The organism is Streptomyces sp. TSRI0107, from assembly GCF_001905845.1.
Lineage (GTDB): Bacteria > Actinomycetota > Actinomycetes > Streptomycetales > Streptomycetaceae > Streptomyces.
Genome location: NZ_LIVZ01000008.1, coordinates 263,837 through 283,479, shown reverse-complemented (window position 1 = coordinate 283,479; position 19,643 = coordinate 263,837). Strand labels below are relative to the sequence as shown.

At 71.9% G+C, this 19,643-nt stretch carries 13 protein-coding genes and 3 pseudogenes; 8 read left to right on the top strand and 8 right to left on the bottom strand.

The window, feature by feature from the left end; genetic code table 11:
• The 3 genes from AMK31_RS23825 to AMK31_RS23815 form a co-directional block, all read right to left on the bottom strand.
• On the bottom strand, nt 1-1,182 hold the full coding sequence (locus AMK31_RS23825) for an ROK family transcriptional regulator (protein WP_073942651.1): 1,182 nt from the start codon (nt 1,180-1,182) through the stop codon (nt 1-3).
• Nucleotides 1,183-1,394: 212 nt separating this feature from the next.
• Complete coding sequence (locus AMK31_RS23820; RefSeq protein WP_073942650.1) at nt 1,395-5,234, bottom strand: WD40 repeat domain-containing protein; 3,840 nt, start codon at nt 5,232-5,234, stop codon at nt 1,395-1,397.
• A complete protein-coding gene (locus AMK31_RS23815; RefSeq protein ID WP_073942649.1) occupies nt 5,231-5,650 on the bottom strand; it encodes a hypothetical protein in 420 nt (139 codons plus the stop codon). The genes AMK31_RS23820 and AMK31_RS23815 overlap by 4 nt, the downstream gene beginning before the upstream one ends.
• A gap of 316 nt (nt 5,651-5,966) precedes the next feature.
• Here AMK31_RS23815 and AMK31_RS23810 point away from each other — a divergent pair, with 316 nt between their 5' ends.
• A complete protein-coding gene (locus AMK31_RS23810; RefSeq protein WP_073942648.1) occupies nt 5,967-6,809 on the top strand; it encodes an NAD(P)H-binding protein in 843 nt (280 codons plus the stop codon).
• 39 nt (nt 6,810-6,848) lie between these two features.
• Here the strand turns inward: AMK31_RS23810 and AMK31_RS23805 are convergent, their stop codons facing one another.
• The 4 genes from AMK31_RS23805 to AMK31_RS23795 form a co-directional block, all read right to left on the bottom strand.
• Nucleotides 6,849-7,532 (bottom strand): GntR family transcriptional regulator, encoded by a 684-nt coding sequence (locus tag AMK31_RS23805; RefSeq protein WP_073942647.1) that lies wholly within the window; start codon nt 7,530-7,532, stop codon nt 6,849-6,851.
• A 182-nt stretch (nt 7,533-7,714) separates the two neighbouring features.
• On the bottom strand, nt 7,715-8,662 hold the full coding sequence (locus AMK31_RS23800) for a beta-ketoacyl-ACP synthase III (protein ID WP_073942646.1): 948 nt from the start codon (nt 8,660-8,662) through the stop codon (nt 7,715-7,717).
• Nucleotides 8,663-8,801: 139 nt separating this feature from the next.
• Nucleotides 8,802-8,936: an MFS transporter small subunit gene (locus tag AMK31_RS42170; protein ID WP_274535974.1), complete on the bottom strand. Its 135-nt coding sequence runs from the start codon at nt 8,934-8,936 to the stop codon at nt 8,802-8,804.
• Nucleotides 8,905-10,308 (bottom strand): OFA family MFS transporter, encoded by a 1,404-nt coding sequence (locus AMK31_RS23795; RefSeq protein ID WP_073942645.1) that lies wholly within the window; start codon nt 10,306-10,308, stop codon nt 8,905-8,907. The genes AMK31_RS42170 and AMK31_RS23795 overlap by 32 nt, the downstream gene beginning before the upstream one ends.
• A 233-nt stretch (nt 10,309-10,541) precedes the next feature.
• Between AMK31_RS23795 and AMK31_RS23790 the strand changes: the two are divergent.
• The 5 genes and pseudogenes from AMK31_RS23790 to AMK31_RS23770 form a co-directional block, all read left to right on the top strand.
• Nucleotides 10,542-10,871: pseudogene (locus tag AMK31_RS23790) on the top strand (ketopantoate reductase family protein); the annotation flags it as partial.
• Nucleotide 10,872: 1 nt separating this feature from the next.
• Nucleotides 10,873-12,138: pseudogene (locus AMK31_RS23785) on the top strand (molybdopterin oxidoreductase family protein); the annotation flags it as partial.
• A gap of 1 nt (nt 12,139) precedes the next feature.
• Nucleotides 12,140-12,861: pseudogene (locus AMK31_RS23780) on the top strand (4Fe-4S dicluster domain-containing protein); the annotation flags it as partial.
• Nucleotides 12,862-12,868: 7 nt separating this feature from the next.
• Nucleotides 12,869-13,717 carry a formate dehydrogenase accessory sulfurtransferase FdhD gene (fdhD, locus tag AMK31_RS23775; protein WP_073942644.1) on the top strand — a complete coding sequence of 283 codons (849 nt, stop codon included), beginning with the start codon at nt 12,869-12,871 and terminating at the stop codon, nt 13,715-13,717.
• A gap of 257 nt (nt 13,718-13,974) precedes the next feature.
• Nucleotides 13,975-15,264, top strand: coding sequence for a DUF4185 domain-containing protein (locus tag AMK31_RS23770; protein ID WP_241842707.1), 1,290 nt, complete (start codon nt 13,975-13,977; stop codon nt 15,262-15,264).
• Here the strand turns inward: AMK31_RS23770 and AMK31_RS23765 are convergent.
• Nucleotides 15,200-16,273, bottom strand: coding sequence for a bile acid:sodium symporter family protein (locus AMK31_RS23765; protein WP_073942748.1), 1,074 nt, complete (start codon nt 16,271-16,273; stop codon nt 15,200-15,202). The two genes, AMK31_RS23770 and AMK31_RS23765, sit on opposite strands and share 65 nt — an antisense overlap.
• Before the next feature lie 219 nt (nt 16,274-16,492).
• Here AMK31_RS23765 and AMK31_RS23760 point away from each other — a divergent pair, with 219 nt between their 5' ends.
• Nucleotides 16,493-17,356, top strand: coding sequence for a LysR substrate-binding domain-containing protein (locus AMK31_RS23760; RefSeq protein ID WP_073942643.1), 864 nt, complete (start codon nt 16,493-16,495; stop codon nt 17,354-17,356).
• 433 nt (nt 17,357-17,789) lie between these two features.
• Nucleotides 17,790-19,616 (top strand): AMP-dependent synthetase/ligase, encoded by a 1,827-nt coding sequence (locus AMK31_RS23755; RefSeq protein WP_073942642.1) that lies wholly within the window; start codon nt 17,790-17,792, stop codon nt 19,614-19,616.
• Nucleotides 19,617-19,643 lie beyond the last annotated feature (27 nt).

Below are 19,643 nucleotides of genomic sequence, written 5' to 3'. Positions count from 1 at the left end.
TTACGCGGGTGAGAACAGGTGGTCGCTGATGAGTCGGGCCGCGCCGATGACGCCGGCGGTGGGGCCCAGCTCGCCCAGCACGATGGGCAGGTTGCCGGTCGCGAGCGGCAGCGACTGGCGGTAGACCTGGGTGCGGATCGCGGCGAGCAGGGTGTGGCCGAGGCCGGTCACCCCGCCGCCGATCACCACCAGACCGGGGTTGAAGAAGCTGACCAGGCCGGCGATGACCTGCCCGGTGCGGGTGCCGCCCTCGCGGATCAGGTCGAGGCTGACGGGGTCGCCCGCGGCGGCCGCGGCGGCGACGTCCACGGCGGTGAGGGCGCCGTTCGCCTCCAGCCGCGTGGCCAGTTCGGCCGACCGGCCCTGCTGGGCGGCCTCCAGTGCGTCGCGGGCGAGGGCGGCGCCGCTGAAGTGGGCCTCCAGGCAGCCCCGGTTGCCGCAGGCGCACGGGCGGCCGTCGGGTACGGCCTGGATGTGGCCGATGTCGCCGGCGCTGCCCGTCGTACCGCGGTGGACCTCCCCGCCGGCGACGATGCCGCAGCCGATACCGGTGCCGATCTTGACGCAGAGGAAGTCGCCGACGGAGCGGGCGACCCCGGCGTGCTGCTCCCCCATGGCCATCAGGTTCACGTCGTTGTCGACCATGACGGGGCAGCCGAGTTCCTGGCTCAGCGCCTCCCGGACCGGGAAGCCGTCCCAGCCCGGCATGATCGGGGGCGCCACGGGGACACCCTCGGGGAAGCGGACCGGGCCGGGGACGCCGATGCCCGCGCCGTCGAAGCCCTCGGCGAGTCCGGAGGCCCGCAACTTGGCGGCCATGGCGAGGACTTGCTCGAAGACCGCGACCGGCCCCTCGCGCACCTCCATGGGCTGGGTGATGTGTCCCAGGATCTCCAGTTCGGCGTTGGTGACGGCGACGTCGACGGAGGTGGCGCCGATGTCGACACCGAGGAAGCGCAGGCCGGGGGCGAGCCGGATGTTGTGGGAGCGGCGGCCGCCGCGCGAGGCGGCGAGTCCGTCGGCCACGACCAGGCCCGTCTCCAGCAGCCGGTCCACCTCCACGGCCAGCTTGGACCGCGACAGGTCGACCTGATCGCCCAGCTGGGCACGGGAGTTGGGCCCGCCGTCGCGCAGCAGCTTGAGGAGCCTGGCCTGGTGGGCGTTCGCGGGTCGCGCTGTCATGCGTCTCACGTGCCCCTCCCCGCCTCGTTTCGGCCATCGCTGTCGGGCTTTCGAGGGGAACGTAGCAGTGGCTGCCACAGCTGGGAAGAAGTCGCGCAGGAATTGCCCACTACTTTTTCCACTCACAGGACAAAGGCCCGGGTGCGAGTACGGCGGGCGGGCACCGCGACCGTCAGGGACACGGCCGACCCGTCAGGAACACGGCCGACCAGTCAGGGGCACGGCGGCTCGTAGGGCAGTTGCGGGACGTACGTCTCCCAGAGGCCGCGCGTCAGCAGGTTCCCGGTCGTCCGGCACACGTGGTCGGCGGCGGCCCGCGCGGAGAGCGGCAGGACGTGCACGGTGGCTTCTCCTGCGCCGATGTAGAGGAACCGCCCGTCCGGGGAGAACGTCACGTCGTTCACGTAGCCGACGACGCCGGTCACCGGCAGGCCGTGGGCCCGCGCGCGCCCCTGTCCGTCGACGTCCCACAGCCGCAGGGTTCCGTCGAAGCTGCCGCTGACCAGCGTCCGTCCGTCCGGGCTGAAGGCCAGTGTGTAGACGGTGTCCTTGTGCACGCCGGTGAGGGGCGGGGCCGTCGGTGTGGGGTGTGTGCGGTCGGTGAGGTTCCACAGGCGGATCGCGCCGTCGTTGCCGGAGGCGGCGAGGGTACGGCCGTCCGGGCTGAAGACGATGGTGTTGACGGGGTCCGCGCCGGCACGCAGGGGCACGCCGAGAGGTCTCGGCCGCGCGGGCTCGGTGATGTCCCACAGATGGACGGTGCCGTTGTGCGACGCGGCGGCGAGGGTACGGCCGTCCGGGCTGACGGCCAGGCGGTTGAGCCGGCCGGCGGCGGAGGGGTCCAGCGGTGCCCCGAGTGGGGCCGGGCGGGCCGGGTCGGACACGTCCCACAGTGCGACCGTGCCGTCGGCGTTGGCCCCCGCGAGGGTGCGCCCGTCCGGGGTGAACTCGACGGCCAGGAAGTTCTCGGCCGGGTTGCGGAGCGCTCCGCCCAGGGGCTTGGGCCTGGCAGGTACGGTCACGTCCCACAACTGGATGCCGGGGCCGGCGGCGACGGCCAGTGTCCGTCCGCGGGGGCTGAAGGCCACCCAGTTGACGTACGGGGTGCGGCCGCGGATCGACGCGCCGAGCGGGCGGGGACGTGTGGGGTCCCCGACGTCCCAGAGCCGGACGGAGTTGTCCTCGGAGCCCGAGGCGAGCAGCCGTCCGTCGGGGCTGGCGTCCACCGTGTCGACGTAACTCGTGTGCCCCCTCAGGACGGTGCGCGGGATGGTCCACAGCCGGACGGTGCGGTCGGCCCCGGCGCTGGCCAGCATGGTGCCGTCCGGGTCGAAGGCCAGGCCCAGTACGTGGCCGGTGTGGCCGGTCAGGGCCTGGGTGAGGTGTCCGACGTCGTCCGGGGCCATCACGTTCTCCAGCCGGATGGTGTTGTCGTCCCCGCCGTACGCCATGAGCCGGCCGCGGTCGGAGAAGGCGACGGCGTTGACGACGTTGTTGGCGGCCGGGCCCTGGAGCGTCTTCGGTTCGGAGGGGTCCGTGACGTCCCACAGGTGGGCGGTATGGTCGCTGCCGGCCGCGGTGAGGGTGCGGGCGTCCGGGCTGAAGGCGACCGCCTGGGCGGTGCCGGGGTTCCCGGCCTTGAACGGGATGCCGGGCGTCCGTCCGGCGGCGGACGGACGGCGCGGGTCCGCCACCTTCCACAGCCGCACCGTCGCCTCGCTCCCGCCGGACGCCAGCAGCTCGCCGTCCGGGCTGAAGGCCAGCCCCCGCACCTCGCCCGCGGAGGCCCGCAACGGCTCGGCGAGAGGCCGTGGGCGCCCTGGGCCACCGATGTCCCACAGGTGGACGCGGCCGCCGTGCCCAGCGGTGGCCAGGACGCGTCCGTCCGGGCTGAAGGCCAGCGCCCGCTGGGCGCCGGCGCCGGTCCGCGCGGGCGCGTCGAGGGCGGCCGGCCGGCGCGGGTCGCGGACGTCCCACATGTGTACGGTGCCGTCGTCGCCGGTGGCGGCCAGCAGGTGCCCCCGCGGGCTGAAGGCGAGCGCCCGTATCGCGCCCCGGGGCCCGTGCAGCGGGGCGCCGAGCGGCGCCGGAGGGCCCGCGCCCGCGCGAGACGTGTTCCACAGCCGGATGGTGCCGTCGCCGCCGGCGCCGGCCAGCGTGTGTCCGTCCGGACTGAAGTCCACGGCGTTCACCCGGTCCGTGTGGCCGCGCAGCACGGTGGCCAGCGGCACGTTCCGGGCGCCGAGCAGCCGGGTCTCCGTGGACGCGGCCGGTGACATCCGGTGCGCCACCAGGTCCAGCTGGGCGGCCAGCGAGGCGTCGTTCAGGCGCACCAGGTCGGCCTGTGCCCGTGTCTCGCCGAGTATCGCGGTGTTGCGTTCCCGCTGTGCCGTGTCGCGCTGGTGGAAGGCGAGGGCGGCGGAGACGGCGGCGAGCACGGCCAGCGCCGTCAGCCCGGCGACGACTCCCCGGCGGATCCGGCGTGCGCGGTGCCGCTGCCGCAGCGAGGCGGCCAGGAACGCGGACACGGCCGGACCGCACTCGCCCGTGTCCTTGTCGTCGGCCAGGGCGCGGGCCTCGTCCAGCCGGTGGCCGCGGTACAGCAGCGCCGGGTCGCGGTCGGCCTCCTGCCACGCGCAGGCGGCGTCCTCCAGCCGCTGGCGGGCCATGTACCGGGCGCGATGGGCGTCGATCCACTGCCGCAGGCGCGGCCAGGCCCGCAGCAGCGCCTCGTGGGTGATGGTGACGGTGTCCTGCTCCCGGGTCAGCAGCCGTCCCCGGGTGAACGTCTCGACGACCTCGGCGGTCTCGTCGGCGGGCGCGCCGAGGTCCAGCAGTTCGGCGTACCGCGCCGGACGGCGGGTGGTGTCATGGGTGCCGTCGCCGAACTTGACCAGACGGAGGAACACTGCCCGCGCCGTCCGCCGCGCCCTCGGGTCCAGACGGTCGAAGCAACGGTCCGCCTCGGCCGTCACGCTGTGCGCGATGCCACCGGTGGACTCGTAGCCGTCCACGGTGAGGACGTGGCCCGACCGGCACAGCCAGGTGGCCCGCAGCGCGTGGGCGAGCAGTGGAAGCCTGCCGATCTCGTAGGCGCCGCCATCGGCGTCTGGGTCGGCGCCGGCGTCTTCCGTGCCCAGGTCGCGCAACAGGAGCTGTACGAGGCCCGGTTCGACGTCCATCCCGACCGCGCGGGCGGGATGGAGGATCGCCTCGCGTACGCCGGTCCGGGACAGCGGTCCCACGATCACCTGGTTGCGTTCCACCGCTTCGAGGAGGCCCGGGTGGGTGGCGCAGTGTGTGTAGAAGTCCGAGCGCAGGCCGAACACGACCAGTCCGACGGGCGGTTCGCCCGCGGGGCCCGGGTCGGCCAGGCGCAGGACCGCGTCGAGGAAGCGCCGCCGCTCCCGCTCGTCGGCGCACAGCGTGAACAGTTCCTCCAACTGGTCCACGACCAGCATGAGCCGGCGTTCCGCGCCGGTGTCGCCGCCGGCCGCCGTGAGCGCGCGGCGCAGGACGGCCGGGTGCCACACCGGCCCGCGTGCGCCGTCGCCGGCCGTTCCGCGACTGCCGTACGCCGCCTCCGCCAGGCGGGCTCCGAGCGCCGCCATCGGATGCGCGGTCGGGGTCAGCCACAGCCGGCACCAGTGCGCCGAGCCCGGCAGGGCGCCCCGGGCGAGCTCGGGCAGGAGTCCCGCCCTGAGCAGTGACGACTTGCCGGCTCCGGAAGGCGCGACGACGACCAGCGCGCCGCCCACCGCGAGGCAGGCGTCCAGCCGGACCAGCAGCTTGGCGATCAGCGCGTCCCGGCCGAAGAACCACTGGGCCTGGTCCGCGTCGAACGGGGCCAGCCCCGGATAGGGGCACACCTGGGACAGGTCGGCGGTGTGGTGGCGGTGGGCCGCGCGCACCCCGTCCTCGAAGTGCAGGTGCAGGTCCCGCTCCGACACGTACAGGTCCCGGCGCGCCTGACAGATCCTGGCCCGGTCCGCGGCATGGGCCTCCAGCCGGATCTCCGCTCCGTCCGGGGGCTGCCCGTCGGCGGAGGTCATGGCCCGTAGATGTTCTGGTCGCGCCCGGCCTGGTACACCCTGCCGTGTCCGGACGCCCTGGCACGGAACTCGTGTGACGCGGTGCGCGTGCCGTCCTCCCGGCCCGTCAGCAGCGGGGTGACCTTCTCGTCGATCAGCCGCCGCAGCTCGTCCTCGAGCGCGGGGTCGTCCCGCAGCAGCGAGGTCAGACGGTCCTCCCACGCCGCGACGAGCTCCGTCTCGGCGTCCTCGTCCCGTTCCCGGCGGGCGGTCAGCGCGCGGTCGCGGGACTCCACGAACGCGGCGTCCACGAGGTCCGCCTGCCGCGGACGTATACGCCGCCACCAGGCGACGAGAACGGCTCGCGCCTGCTGCCACGCGTCCGTGACCATCGCTCCGACCAACGCCGTGGCCGCCGACGTTACGATCGCGTCCATCACCGTCAACCCCGATATACGCTACCTAATTACTAATGTACCTATTTGCGACGCTTGAGGCCCTTGCCGCCGTTGCGGCCGGTACAGCCCTTGCGACCCTTGCAGCCCTTGCGGCCTTCAGTTGTTGAAGCCCGAACGTCCAGAAGACCGGACAAGTTGAAGCCTGAAAGACCTAACAAGCGGATATCCGGGGGCACTTGATCCCAGGCAGCCCCTAGGGTGTGACGCGCCGGCCCGCCGATGAGGCCGGACATCGCTTCGATGCCGTCCGCTCGGGCACGAGCGAGTCCGAGCGGCACCGGGAGAGGACACTTTCGTGATCTTAGTGACGGGCGCCACGGGGAACGTCGGCGCCGAGCTGGTCCAGGCGCTGGCCGAGGCCGGGGAGCCGGTGCGGGCGCTGAGCCGGGCCGGCCGGGCGGACGGGCTGCCGCCGGGAGCGCAGGCCGTGGCCGGCGACCTGAACCGGCCGGAGACGGTGCGGCCCGCCCTGGACGGAGTACGCGCCCTTTTCCTGATGCCCGGCTACGAGGGGCAGCGGCAGGTCCTCGAGGACGCGCGGGCCGCCGGGGTCGAGCGGGTGGTGATGCTGTCCGGCGGGTCGGCCGGGGCCGACGACAAGGACAACGCGATCGTCGCCTATCTGACCGAAGCCGAGGAGTCGGTGCGCACCTCGGGGCTGCCCTGGACGTTCCTGCGCCCGACGAGCTTCATGTCGAACGCGCTGCGCCTGCTGGACCAGATCCGCGCGGGCGACACGGTCCGGGTGCCGTTCCCGGACGTGTACACCACCGACATCGACCCGTACGACATCGCCCAGTGCGCGCTGCACGCGCTGCTCACCGACACGTACGCGGGCCGCGTCCTCGAACTCACCGGGCCCGTGGCGCTGTTGCCCGCCGACCGGGTGCGCGTCCTCGGCGAGGTGCTGGGCCGGGACCTGCGCGCCGTCGGTCTCGGGAACGAGGAGGCGCGGGCCGAGATGGAGGCGCAGATGCCGAAGCCGTACGTCGACGCGTTCTTCAGCTTCTTCGTCGACGGCACCATCGACGAGTCGGTGGTGCTGCCGACGGTGCGGGAGGTCACGGGGCGGGAGCCGCGCACGTTCGAGCAGTGGGCGCGAGCGCACGCGGACGCCTTCCGAGGGGCCGGCTCCTGAGATCCTCGACTCGGACTCCTCCCTGAAGTCCCTTGGGAGTCAGCCCTGTTGGCGTGCGTGCGCGTGGTACGACATGCGGGTGTGCTCCGTGTGCTCCCGCATCAGGCGGGCGGCCTCCTGCTCGTCCCGGTCGGCGATCGCGGCGATCAGGTCCCGGTGCTCGGCCCAGGACTGCCCGCCCCTCAGCTTGGCGACCGGCGTGTAGTACCAGCGCACCCGGCGGTCGACCTGCGCGGCGAGTTCGGCGAGGACCGCGTTCCCGGCCAGCTCCATGATCTTGGCGTGGAAGCGGGCGTTGAGGGCCACGGCGGCGTCGACGTCGTCGGAGGCGACGGCCAGCAGCCCCTTGGCGACGATCTCGTCGAGGGCGTCGATGCCGTCGCTGGTCGCGTTCCGGGCGGCGAGCCGGGCGGCCTCGGCCTCCAGGAGCGTACGGACGGTCAGCAGCTGGTCGGCCTCTTCCTCGGTGGGGACGTGCACGAACGCGCCCTGCGCGGGGCGGAGGTCGACCCAGCCCTCGGTGTTCAGCCGCTGCAGTGCCTCACGCACCGGCTGGCGGGAGACGCCGAGGTGGCCGGCGAGTTCGCTCTCCACCAGGTGCTGGCCGGGCTGGAGGGCGCGGGTGGTGATGAGTTCGAGCAGCGCCTCGTACACCCGCTCGCGCAGCGGACCCGGCCGTTCCAGCCTGGGCACCGCTCCCTGTGGCAGTCCTGTCGACAACATCGTCGGTCCCCCTCCTCGGCAGGGCCCTGCACAGCGGCCGTAAAGACACCGGAAAGCCTGCGGAAAGACAGTATCAATTGTCTATCGTCTACAGTCTACGGTGCACAAAGGCCAGCAGACCGGGGAGTTGGCCCCGTTACACCCCCCGCCACTCCCCGAAGTCTCGCCCTACGAGCGTGGCGTCACGGACACCGGACGACCTGGCCGGCGTACGACAGGTTGCCGCCGAACCCGAACAGCAGCACCGGATCCCCGCTCGTCACGGCGCCCTGCTCGACCAGCTTGGAGAACGCGAGGGGGATGCTGGCCGCCGAGGTGTTGCCCGATTCGGTGACATCGCGCGCGATCACCGCGTTGACGGCACCGATGCGCACGGCGAGGGGTTCGATGATGCGCAGGTTGGCCTGGTGCAGCACGACCGCGGCCAGGTCCTCGGGGGCGAGCCCGGCGCGCTCGCAGGCCGCGCGGGCGAGCGGCGGCAGCTGGGTGGTGGCCCAGCGGTAGACGCTCTGCCCCTCCTGCGCGAACCGCGCGGGCGTGCCCTCGATGCGGACGGCGTGCCCCATCTCCGGCACTGACCCCCACAGCACCGGCCCGATCCCGGGCTCCTCGCCCGGGGCGCAGGCCTCCACGACGGCGGCCCCCGCCCCGTCGCCGACGAGCACGCAGGTGGTGCGGTCGGTCCAGTCGGTGACGTCGGACATCTTGTCGGCGCCGATGACCAGGGCCCGGGTCGCCGCTCCGGCGCGCACGGTGTGGTCGGCGGTCGCCAGGGCGTGGGTGAAGCCGGCACACACCACGTTGACGTCCATCGCGGCGGGCTGCGGGATGCCCAGCCGGGCGGCGACCCGGGCGGCCATGTTCGGGGAACGGTCGACGGCCGTCGAGGTGGCGACGAGCACCAGGTCGATGTCCGCGGGGGTGAGTCCGGCCGCCGCGAGCGCCTTGGCGGCGGCGTGCGCGGCCAGCTCGTCGACGGGCTCGTCGGGACCGGCGATGTGCCGCGTCCGGATGCCGACCCGGGACCTGATCCACTCGTCACTGGTGTCGACCATGCCCGCGAGGTCCTCGTTGGTGAGGACCCTGGCGGGCTGGTAGTGGCCGACGGCGGTGATGCGTGAGCCGTTCATGGATGGTGTTCCCCCTCGTGCCTCGGGTAGCGGGGTTCACCAGTCTGATCAGTGACTCACGGGTAGGGCGGCAGGTGAAGCCACAGGAATCCGGCACCCGGATTGTCGGCTTCCATCAGACCCTCGGACGCCCGAGCACTCACCCGGTGAACAGCTGTGTCACCTTTTGTACTAGTTCGCACAGGCCGTAGGCGAGCGGCACCCCGACCCACAGCCAGGCCAGGGCGATCAGCCACCGCCGGTCAGGCGGACTCTGGCTGCTGTCGTCGGACATCGGCGGCCTCCCTCGGCGCGGGAACATGGTGACGCGGATGGACGGGACGGACGAACTCGTTCGCGAGGAAGCCGACGACGAGCAGCCCGATCATGATGCCGAACGACAGCCCGTACAACGACGCGCCCTGCCGGCCCGCCTCCTCCTGCCGGTCGGCGATCCAGTTGACGATCAGCGGGCCGAGCACCCCTGCGGTCGACCAGGCGGTGAGCAGCCGGCCGTGGATCGCGCCGACCTGGTAGGTGCCGAACAGGTCCTTCAGATAGGCGGGGATCGTCGCGAAGCCGCCGCCGTAGAAGGAGAGGACGACCAGCGCGCAGAGGACGAACAGCGGTTTCGAGGAGTCACCGAGGAGCGCCATCAGGAGGTACATCAGCGCGCCGACGCCGAGGTAGACGCGGTAGATGTTCTTGCGGCCGATCAGGTCGGAGGTCGTCGACCAGCCGATCCGGCCCGCCATGTTGGCCGCCGAGAGCAGCGCGACGAAGCCGGCCGCGGCGGTCGCCGAGACCGGGGTGGAGCTGTCGGCGAAGAAGTCCGTGATCATCGGGGCGGCCTTCTCCAGGATGCCGATGCCCGCGGTGACGTTCATACAGAGCACGATCCACAGGCACCAGAACTGGGGGGTGCGGACCGCGTCGCGGGCGGAGACGCGGATGGATTCGGGGGGTGCGGTCGGACTGGGGGCTGGGTCCGGGTGGGGGCGCGGGTCTGGGTGCGGGTGCGGGTCCGGATCCGTGGAGGGCGGGTGCCCCGCCGGTTTGCCGGTGGCGCGCGGCACCCGTACGAGCAGCACGCCCAGCAGCATGAATACCGCATACGACAGACCGTGGACGAGAAACGCGAGCGCGATCCCGGAGTTGTCGGCGCCGAACGCCTCGAGCATCCGCGCCGACCAGGGTGAGGCGATCAGCGCGCCGCCGCCGAAGCCCATGATGGCGATGCCGGTGGCCATGCCGGGGCGGTCCGGGAACCACTTGATCAGGGTGGAGACGGGCGAGATGTAGCCGATGCCGAGCCCGATACCGCCGACGAAGCCGTAGCCGAGGACGATCAGCCAGTACTGCTCGATGGCCGCGCCCAGCGCGGAGAGCAGGAAGCCGGACGAGAAGCACACCAGCGCGACGGTCATCGCCCAGCGCGGCCCGTTGCGCTCCACCAGCGTGCCGCCGAACGCGGCCGACAGGCCGAGCATCACGATGCCGAGCTGGAAGGGCAGCGCGCTCTGTGTGCCGCTGAGGCCGAGCGCGGATTCCAGGGGCGGTTTGAACACGCTCCAGGCGTAGGCCTGGCCGATGGACAGGTGGACGGAGAGCGCGGCCGGCGGGACGAGCCAGCGGCTCCATCCCGGGGGTGCGAGCGGGGGACTCATGAGCCCGAACGGTAGGGAGGGGCGCGGGAGTTGGAAAGTCGCGGCGTCGACCGTATGCGATGAACGGTATGCAGGATGCGGTGAACGGTCGACCGACCGGCTTCACGTTGCTGCGCGAACCCTTGCTGGCCAACTCGCCATACTGTAGACAATATTTCGTCGACAGCATTCTCGCGACCGTCGACGCGAACCACCTCCGCGGTACTCCCTCGACCGAACGGAGCGTTCCCGAAGTGAAAGTCGCAGTTCTCGGCGCCGGTGCGATCGGCGCCTATGTCGGTGCGGCGCTCGACCGGGCCGGCGCCGAGGTGCATCTCGTCGCCCGTGGACCGCATCTGGCGGCCATGAGGCGGCACGGGGTGCGCGTCCTCAGTCCGCGCGGCGATTTCACCGCGCACCCCCACGCCACCGGCGACCCCGCCGATATCGGCCCGGTCGACTTCGTTCTCCTGGGCCTGAAGACCAACGCGTACGCGGCGTGCGGGCCCCTGATCGAGCCGCTGCTGCACGACACCACGGCGGTGGTCGCCGCGCAGAACGGCATCCCCTGGTGGTACTTCCACTGCGACGACCGGCTTCGAGCAGTACCGGGCGCTCGTCGAGCCCTGGACGCTGTCGCTCGCCGAGAAGGTGACGGGAGTACCGGCCGCCGCGATCCGGGAGCTGGCGCACGCCTACGCCCGCGCCGAGCGCGCCCAGCTGTGCTGGACCCTCGGCATCACCGAGCACCACAACGGCACCGACAACGTCCGCGCCCTGATCAACCTGGCCCTGCTGACCGGACACGTGGGCCGCTACGGCTCCGGACTCCAGCCGCTGCGCGGCCAGAACAACGTGCAGGGCGGCGGCGACATGGGCGCCATCCCCAACCGGCTGCCCGGCTTCCAGGACATCCTCGACCCGGCGGCCCGGCTGCGCTTCGAGTCGGCCTGGGACACCGTCATCCAGCCGCACTACGGGCTGAACCTGACCGAGATGTTCGAGGCGATGGAGGAGGGCACCCTCAGGGCCGTCTACTGCGTCGGCGAGAACCCCGCACAGTCGGAGGCGGACAGCGAGCTGGCCGTACGTCGGCTCCGCGCCCTGGACTTCCTGGTCGTGCAGGACATCTTCCTCACCAGGACGGCCGAGCTGGCGCACGTGGTCCTGCCCGCCACGGCCGGCTGGGCGGAGACCGACGGCACGACGACCAACAGCGAACGGCGCGTCCAGCGCGTCCGCAAGGCGGTCACCCCGCCCGGCGAGGCCCGCGAGGACATCGACATCATCTGCGACCTGGCGGCTCGGCTCGGGCACGACTGGAAGTACGCCGACGCCGAGGCCGTCTGGAACGAGCTGCGGTCCCTCTCACCGGACCACCACGGGATGACGTACGCCCGTCTGGAGGAGCACCAGGGCATCCAGTGGCCGTGCCCGAGCACCGACCGGCTCGAACCGGCCTACCTGCACGGCCGGTTGTGGGAATCGGACCCGGCGGCGCGCGGCCTGCGGGCGCCGTTCGGGCTCGTGCCGCACCACCCGCCGGTGGATCTGACGGACGAGGAGTACCCGATCCGGCTCACCACCGGCCGCCGTCTCGACTCGTACAACACCGGTGTGCAGAGCGGAAGTTACGCCTCGCCGCTGCGGCGCGGGGAGTACGTCGAGCTGTGCCCGGAGGACGCCGAGCGGTACGGGGTCGTGGTCGGCGAGGAGGTGCGGGTGACCTCGCGGCGCGGTTCGGTGGTGGCACCGGTGTGGGTGGACCCGGCGCTGCGGCCGGGGCTCGCGTACATGACGATGCACTTTCCCGACGAGGTGGACACCAACCAGCTGACGATCGAGGCGAACTACGCTACGCCCGAAGAACGCCTGCCGGGTGTGCGTGGTCGAGGTCGAGGTCGAGGGCTCGCGCACGCTGGTGCCCACCTGCTCGCGCCGGGCGGAGCCGGGCATGGAGGTGCGGACCGACACCGAGCGGGCCCGGCACAGCCGCAAGATTGTCCTGGAGCTGCTGGCGTCCTCGGTGGACCTCTCGACGACGCCGCGGGCCGCGGAGTGGATCAAGGAGTACGAGGCGAAGCCGGACCGCTTCGGCCCGGACGCGGCCCGGCTGAACGAGGAGCCGAGGGTCGACAACGACCTGTATGTGCGCGACTACGGCAAGTGCATCCTCTGCTACAAGTGCGTGGACGCCTGCGGCGAGCAGTGGCAGAACAGTTCCGCAATCTCAGTTTCCGGCCGTGGCGTCGACGCCCGGATCGCGGTGGAGCACGACGCGCCGCTGACCGATTCGGCGTGCGTGTATTGCGGCAATTGCATCGAGGTGTGCCCCACCGGTGCGCTGTCGTTCAAGTCGGAGTTCGACATGCGAGCGGCGGGCACATGGGATGAATCGGCACAGACCACTACGACGACGGTATGCGCGTACTGCGGAGTGGGCTGCAACCTCACCCTCCACGTGCAGGACAATGAGATCGTGAAGGTCACCTCCCCGCACGACAACCCGGTGACCCACGGGACCTCTGCATCAAGGGCCGATTCGGCTACCAGCACGTACAGAACCGGGGCTGATCAGGACATGGGACGAGTCACGGAACGACGCAAGGTGATCCGCATCCGCGACGGGGCGGTCTCGTCCCGCCCGGACACGCTCGTCGCCGAGGAGCCGATGGAGATCCGGCTGAACGGCAAGCCGCTGGCGGTCACGATGCGGACGCCGGGCGACGACTTCGCCCTGGCCGCCGGCTTTCTGGTGAGCGAGGGCGTGCTGGCGACTGCATACGATCTGCAGAACATCGTGTACTGCGCGGGGGCGACCGTCGACGGTTCCAACACCTACAACGTCGTCGACGTGAAGACGGCCCCCGGCGTGACCGTCCCCGACATCACTCTCGAACGCAACGTGTACACGACCTCGTCCTGCGGGCTCTGCGGAAAGGCGAGCCTCGACGCGGTCCGTACCACGGCCCGCTGGCCGATCGCCGACACTCCCCCGCTGCGGATCACCCCGGAACTCCTGGCGAGCCTCCCCGACCGGCTGCGCGCGGCCCAGCGCGTCTTCGACCGCACCGGCGGCCTGCACGCGGCGGCCCTGTTCGACGAGCACGGCGAGCTCCTTGACATACGGGAGGACGTTGGCCGGCACAACGCGGTCGACAAGCTGGTCGGCCGCGCCCTGCAGAACGGCGACCTGCCCCTGTCCCGCACGATCCTCCTCGTCTCGGGCCGGGCCTCCTTCGAGCTGGCGCAGAAGGCGGTCATGGCGGGCATCCCGGTGCTGGCGGCGGTCTCCGCGCCGTCCTCGCTCGCCGTCGACCTGGCGGCGGAGACGGGGCTGACGCTGGTCGGCTTCCTGCGGGGCGGTTCCATGAACGTGTACGCGGGCGAACACCGGCTCGCCCTGCGGACCGCGGCCGCCCAGGGCTGACCGGCTCGGCGCGACACGGCGGCGGGGCCCCGACCGGCGGGGAGCGCCCCCTGCGCCGCAGGGGACCCGTCTCAGTCCGCCTCATATCGCATACCGCATACCGCATACTGCGGATTTACACAGCGTCAGGGTGACGCGCCAGGTGTGGAACCGTGCGCTGAGCGACGCGGAGCTGCGCTCGTCGCGTGCGCCGCATGAGGGCACGGTGCTGTGACTGCCCATGGACCGGGTGAGCGCCGCCCGCTAACGTCCCGGGGGTGCCCGATGACGGACGCGACGGATACGGCATACAGGATCCGGGAGACCGGCGACAGGACGCGCGAGCACGGCGGCGGACGGCAGTCCGCATCGGCGTCGGCCTGGTGCTGGTGTCGACACTCATCGCCATACTGCTGACCGTCGTACGGGATACGGACGGCCATCGACAGAAGAGCGCCGACTGTATACCGCATACCGTCGCCTCCTGGTCGACCGCCACCTCCCTCACCACCGAGTTCACCCGCTACGGCAACGACGGCACCCGCACCGACGACTGGACCGGCGGCGACGGCACCCACTCCCTCCGCCTCCCCGACGGCCGTCTCCTCTGGCTGTTCTCCGACACCTACCTCGGCCCCGTCCACGCCCCGCCCAATCCGGCCAGTGAGCCGCACCCCTGGCGTGACGCCACCGCCCCCATGGTCCGCAACTCCGGGGTCGTGATGACCGAGGGCGGCCGGCTGGCCGCCACCCTGCCCGCCCCGCTCTTCCCCGACCCTGCGCCGCAGCAGTGGCGGTGGCCGGTCGCCGCCCGGGTCGAGCCTCGCTCGCCCGGCTCCGCCGAGCAGGTGGTGCGGGTGCTGCTGTGGACCCGGGCGGCCGGCCAGGCACCGTGGATCTACGGGGTGCCGCTGGCCACCGAGGTCGCCACGCTGTCGCTGCCGGATCTCCGGGTCGAGAGCATCGTGCAAGTCCTGAATCAGCGGTCGGTCGCCGATCCGTCCCGTCGGGTGCTGTTCGGGACGACGCTGGTCGAGCGGGACGGCTGGAGCTATGTGTTCGGCGGGAACGACGGGCAGGCGGCCTCCCGACCGACCTCTTCGGCGTTCGTGGCGAGGGTGCCGGAGGGCGCCCTCGCCGACCCGGCCGCCTGGCAGTACTGGACGGGCTCGGCATGGGCCGCCAGCGCACGGCCCGGCGCGGTCCTCGGGGACGAGCGGCACACCGGGGTGGGCAGCGCGTTCTCGGTCGTACGGCGGGGCGGCACCTACGTGCTCTTCACCATGGCGGCAGGCACCGAAGGCCTGTCCACGGTGTCGTCGTACTGGTCGTGCTCGCCCGCCGGACCCTGGCACGGCCCCGCGCGCGCCTTCGCCGCGCCGCTGCCGCCGGGCGAGGTGGCCGCGTACAACCCGCAGGCACATCCGGAGCTGGGCGGGGACGGACGGCTCGTCCTCAGCTACGACGTCAACTGGCTGCGGACCACGGACGCGTCCGCGCACCTCAGCGGGAACGTGGGCCTGTACCGACCGCGGTTCGTGACCCTGCGTCTGCGGACGGCCCGCTGACCTGCTCCTCCGCGCCGTCGTCCGCGCCCTCGTCCCCGTCCTCGGGGTCGTGGGAGCGGCGTTTGGCGATCACCGCGCAGACCATGAGCTGCATCTGGTGGAAGAGCATCAGCGGCAGCACGGCCAGGGCGGCGTGCGCGCCGAACAGGACGCTGGCCATGGGCAGGCCGGAGGCGAGGGACTTCTTCGACCCGGCGAACTGGATGGTGATCCGGTCCGCGCGGCCGAAGCCGAGCGCCTTGGCGCCGTACCAGGTCAGCGCGAGCATCACGGCCAGCAGTACGGCCTCCACGCCGAGCAGCCCGGCGAGCCGGGCGGGGCTGACCTGGTGCCAGATGCCCTGGACCATGCCCTCGCTGAACGCGGTGTAGACGACGAGGAGGATGGAGCCGCGGTCGACGTATCCGAGGATCTTCTTGTGGCGGGCGACGAAGCCGCCGATCCAGGGGCGCAGCACCTGTCCGGCGAGGAACGGCACGAGCAGCTGGAGGACGATCTTCAGCAGCGAGTCGGCCGAGAAGCCGCCGGTGCCGCCGCCGAGCAGGGATGCGGCGAGCAGCGGGGTGACGAGGATGCCGGCGAGCGAGGAGAAGGAGCCGGCGCAGATCGCCGCGGGCACGTTGCCGCGGGCGATCGAGGTGAAGGCGATGGAGGACTGGATCGTCGACGGGACGAGGGTGAGGAACAGCAGGCCCTGCCACAGGGAGTGGGTCAGGACGACCGGCACGAGGCCGCGGGCGGCCAGTCCGAGCAGCGGGAAGACGACGAAGGTGCAGGCCAGGACGGTGATGTGGAGCCGCCAGTGCCTGAGTCCGTCGAGTGCCTCGCGGGTGGACAGGCGGGCGCCGTAGAGAAAGAAGAGGAAGGCGATGGCGGCGGTGGAGGCGCCGGAGACCACGTCGGCGGCCGTGCCGCGGGCGGGCAGCAGGGCCGCGAGGCCCACGGTCCCGAGCAGCAGCAGGATGTACGGGTCGATCGGTGGCCGGCTCGGCCATCGCAGGCGTCTCACGGTGCTCCACACGGTTGTGAACAGACGAGAAGTCGGTACGGAGAGTCGTTACAGGAAGTCGGTACAGGAACGCTCGCACGAGTCCTACGAGCCCTGCGAGCCGTACCGAAGAGGGCCAGGAAGCCCCCCTCCATCGTGCTCCTCCACCAACCGATCGGGAATCCGGCATACCACTCTGACTGTCATCACGAATTGCGATGACCGGGCTACCCTCGAACCATGTACGACCCCTCCCACCTGCGCACGTTCCTGGCGGTCGCGCAGACCCTGAGCTTCACGCAGGCCGCGCGGCGGCTGGGGCTGCGTCAGTCGACGGTCAGCCAGCATGTGCGGCGGCTGGAGGACGCCACCGCGCGGACGCTGTTCTCCCGGGACACGCACTCGGTGGAGCTGACCGAGGACGGCGAGGCGATGCTCGGGTTCGCCCGGCGCATCCTGGAGGTGCACGAGCAGGCGTCGGCGTTCTTCGCCGGCACCCGGCTGCGGGGCCGGCTCAGGTTCGGCGCGTCGGAGGACTTCGTGCTGACGCGGCTGCCGGAGATCCTGGAGGGGTTCCGGCACGACCATCCCGAGGTCGATCTGGAGCTGACGGTCGAGCTGTCGGGCACGCTGCACGAGCAGCTGGCGGCCGGGAAGCTGGACCTGGTGCTGGCCAAGCGGCGGCCGGAGGATCCGCGCGGGGAGCTGGTCTGGCACGACCGGCTGGTGTGGATCGGCGCCGACCGGCTGCGGCTCGACCCGGAGCGGCCGGTGCCGCTGATCGTCTATCCCCCGCCGGGCATCACCCGCGCGCTGGCGCTTGAGGCGCTGGAGCGGCAGGGGCGGTCCTGGCGGATCGTGTGCACGAGCGGCAGCCTGAACGGGCTGATCGCGGCGGCCCGCGCGGGGCTGGGGGTGATGGCGCACTCGCGGGGTCTGGTTCCGCCGGGGCTGGTGCGGGTGCCGGACCGGTTCGGCCTGCCGGTGCTCGGCCGGGTCGACTTCGTGCTGGTGCACGGGCGGCGTCGTACGTCCGCGGCCGGTGCGGCGGACGCGCTGGCCGCGGCGATCCTGGCGGGCGGGGACCGGCTGCACCGCCGCTGAAGAGCCGGGCCACCAGACGGGCCGCCAGCCGAGACGTCAGCCGGGCCGCCAGCCAGGCCCCCCGCCAGGCTCAGCCCGGCCACGTGACAAACGATCACGTGACGAACGATCACGTGACGAACGATCCCGCACCGGCCGGCGTGACGAATCGCACGGCATTCGCGCTGAGAGAAGTGACGCTGTGCGCGTCCGTGGCCCGGTGTTCGGGTCGTACAGATTCCGTGGAGATTACGGCACCGAAACTTACTCCACCGTCAGGAATGTGTCCGACCCTTCCCCATGTGCGCCCATTTTCCCCCACTGACCAGCGCGGACCTGAACATCGCTCGGCTTTCGCACCCCTCCCGTCCGGACTCTGCGTGGGGTAGCTTTCACGGCCTGTGCGGGGCGCCAGGCGTCACCGGGAGCCGTCACGGAGATCGGGGGAGCGGGTTTGCGCGAGTTCACCAACCCTCCGTCCGCGCTGGCACCCCCGGTGGGCGGTCTGGCCGATGTCGTCTACCGCAACGCCGAGGAGGACCCGCGGCACATCGCGCTCGGCCGCAAGGACGAGGCGGGGCGGTGGCGGGACGTGACCGCCGCCGAGTTCCGCGACGAGGTCCTCGCCCTCGCCAAGGGCCTGCTCGCGCAAGGCGTCCGGTTCGGCGACCGGGTCGCCGTGATGTCCCGCACCCGCTACGAGTGGACGCTGTTCGATTTCGCGCTGTGGTCGATCGGCGCGCAGGTGGTGCCGGTCTACCCGACCTCCTCGGCGGAGCAGTGCTTCTGGATGCTGTACGACGCGGAGGTCACGGCCGCGGTCGTGGAGCACGAGGACCACGCGATGACGATCGCCACCGTCATCGACCGGCTCCCCCGGCTGCGGCAGCTGTGGCAGCTGGACGCGGGGGCGGTGCGGGAGCTGTACGACGCGGGGGCGCACCTGGACGACGAGGTGGTGCACCGGCATCGCAAGGCGGTCACCCCGGAGACGGTGGCAACGGTCATCTACACCTCGGGCACCACGGGCCGCCCCAAGGGCTGTGTGATCTCGCACGGCAACTTCATGTTCGAGGCGGACACGGTCATCGAACGCTGGGAGCCGGTGTTCCACTCCCGCAAGGGCGACGAGGCGGCCACCCTGCTCTTCCTGCCGCTCGCGCATGTGTTCGGCCGGATGGTGCAGGTCGCGGCGATCCGCGGCCGGGTCCGCTTCGGCCACCAGCCGCAGCTGAACGCCGCCGCCCTGCTGCCCGACCTGGCCGCCTTCAAGCCGACCTTCTTCCTGGCGGTGCCGTACATCTTCGAGAAGGTGTTCAGCGCCGCCCGCCGCAAGGCGGAGCGCGAGGGCCGCTCGGGGCCGTTCGAGAAGGCGGTGGAGGTCGCCGTACGGTACGCGGACGCGATGGAGGAGAAGGCCTGGGGCATCGGGCCGGGGCCGTCGGCGGGGCTGCGGATGCAGCACCAGTTCTTCGACAAGCTCGTGTACGCCAAGGTGCGCGAGGCGATGGGCGGCCGGGTGCGGCACGCGATGTCGGGCGGTTCGGCGATGGACCGGCGGCTCGGCCTGTTCTTCGCGGGCGCGGGCGTGCACATCTACGAGGGGTACGGCCTGACCGAGTCCACGGCGGCCGCCACCGCGAACCCGCCGGAGCGCACCCGGTACGGCACGGTCGGGCAGCCCATCCCCGGGGTGACCGTGCACATCGCCGACGACGGCGAGATCTGGCTGCGCGGCGGCAACGTCTTCCAGGGCTACCTCAACAACCCCAAGGCCACCGACGAGACGCTGCACGACGGCTGGCTCGCCACCGGCGACCTCGGCGTCCTCGACGAGGACGGCTATCTCACCATCACCGGCCGCAAGAAGGAGATCCTGGTCACGTCGGGTGGCAAGAGTGTTTCGCCGGGGCCGCTGGAGGAACGTGTCCGGGACCATCCGCTGGTGGCGCAGTGCATCGTCGTCGGCAATGACCGCCCGTACGTCGCCGCGCTGATCACCCTCGACCAGGAGGCCGTGGAGCACTGGCTGAAGATGCGCAACAAGCCGTCGATGACCGCGGCGGAGCTGGTGCACGACGCGGATCTGGAGACGGAGATCCGGCGGGCCGTGGTCGCCGCGAACACCCTGGTCTCGCAGGCCGAGTCGATCCGCACGTTCCGTATCCTCGCCCAGCCGTTCACCGAGGAGCACGGCCTGCTCACCCCGTCGCTGAAGCTGAAGCGCAAGGCCATCGAGAAGGCGTACGTGAACGAGGTGGAGGCCCTGTATCAGACGTGACGGGCCTGCGCCCGGCACGCGGATTCT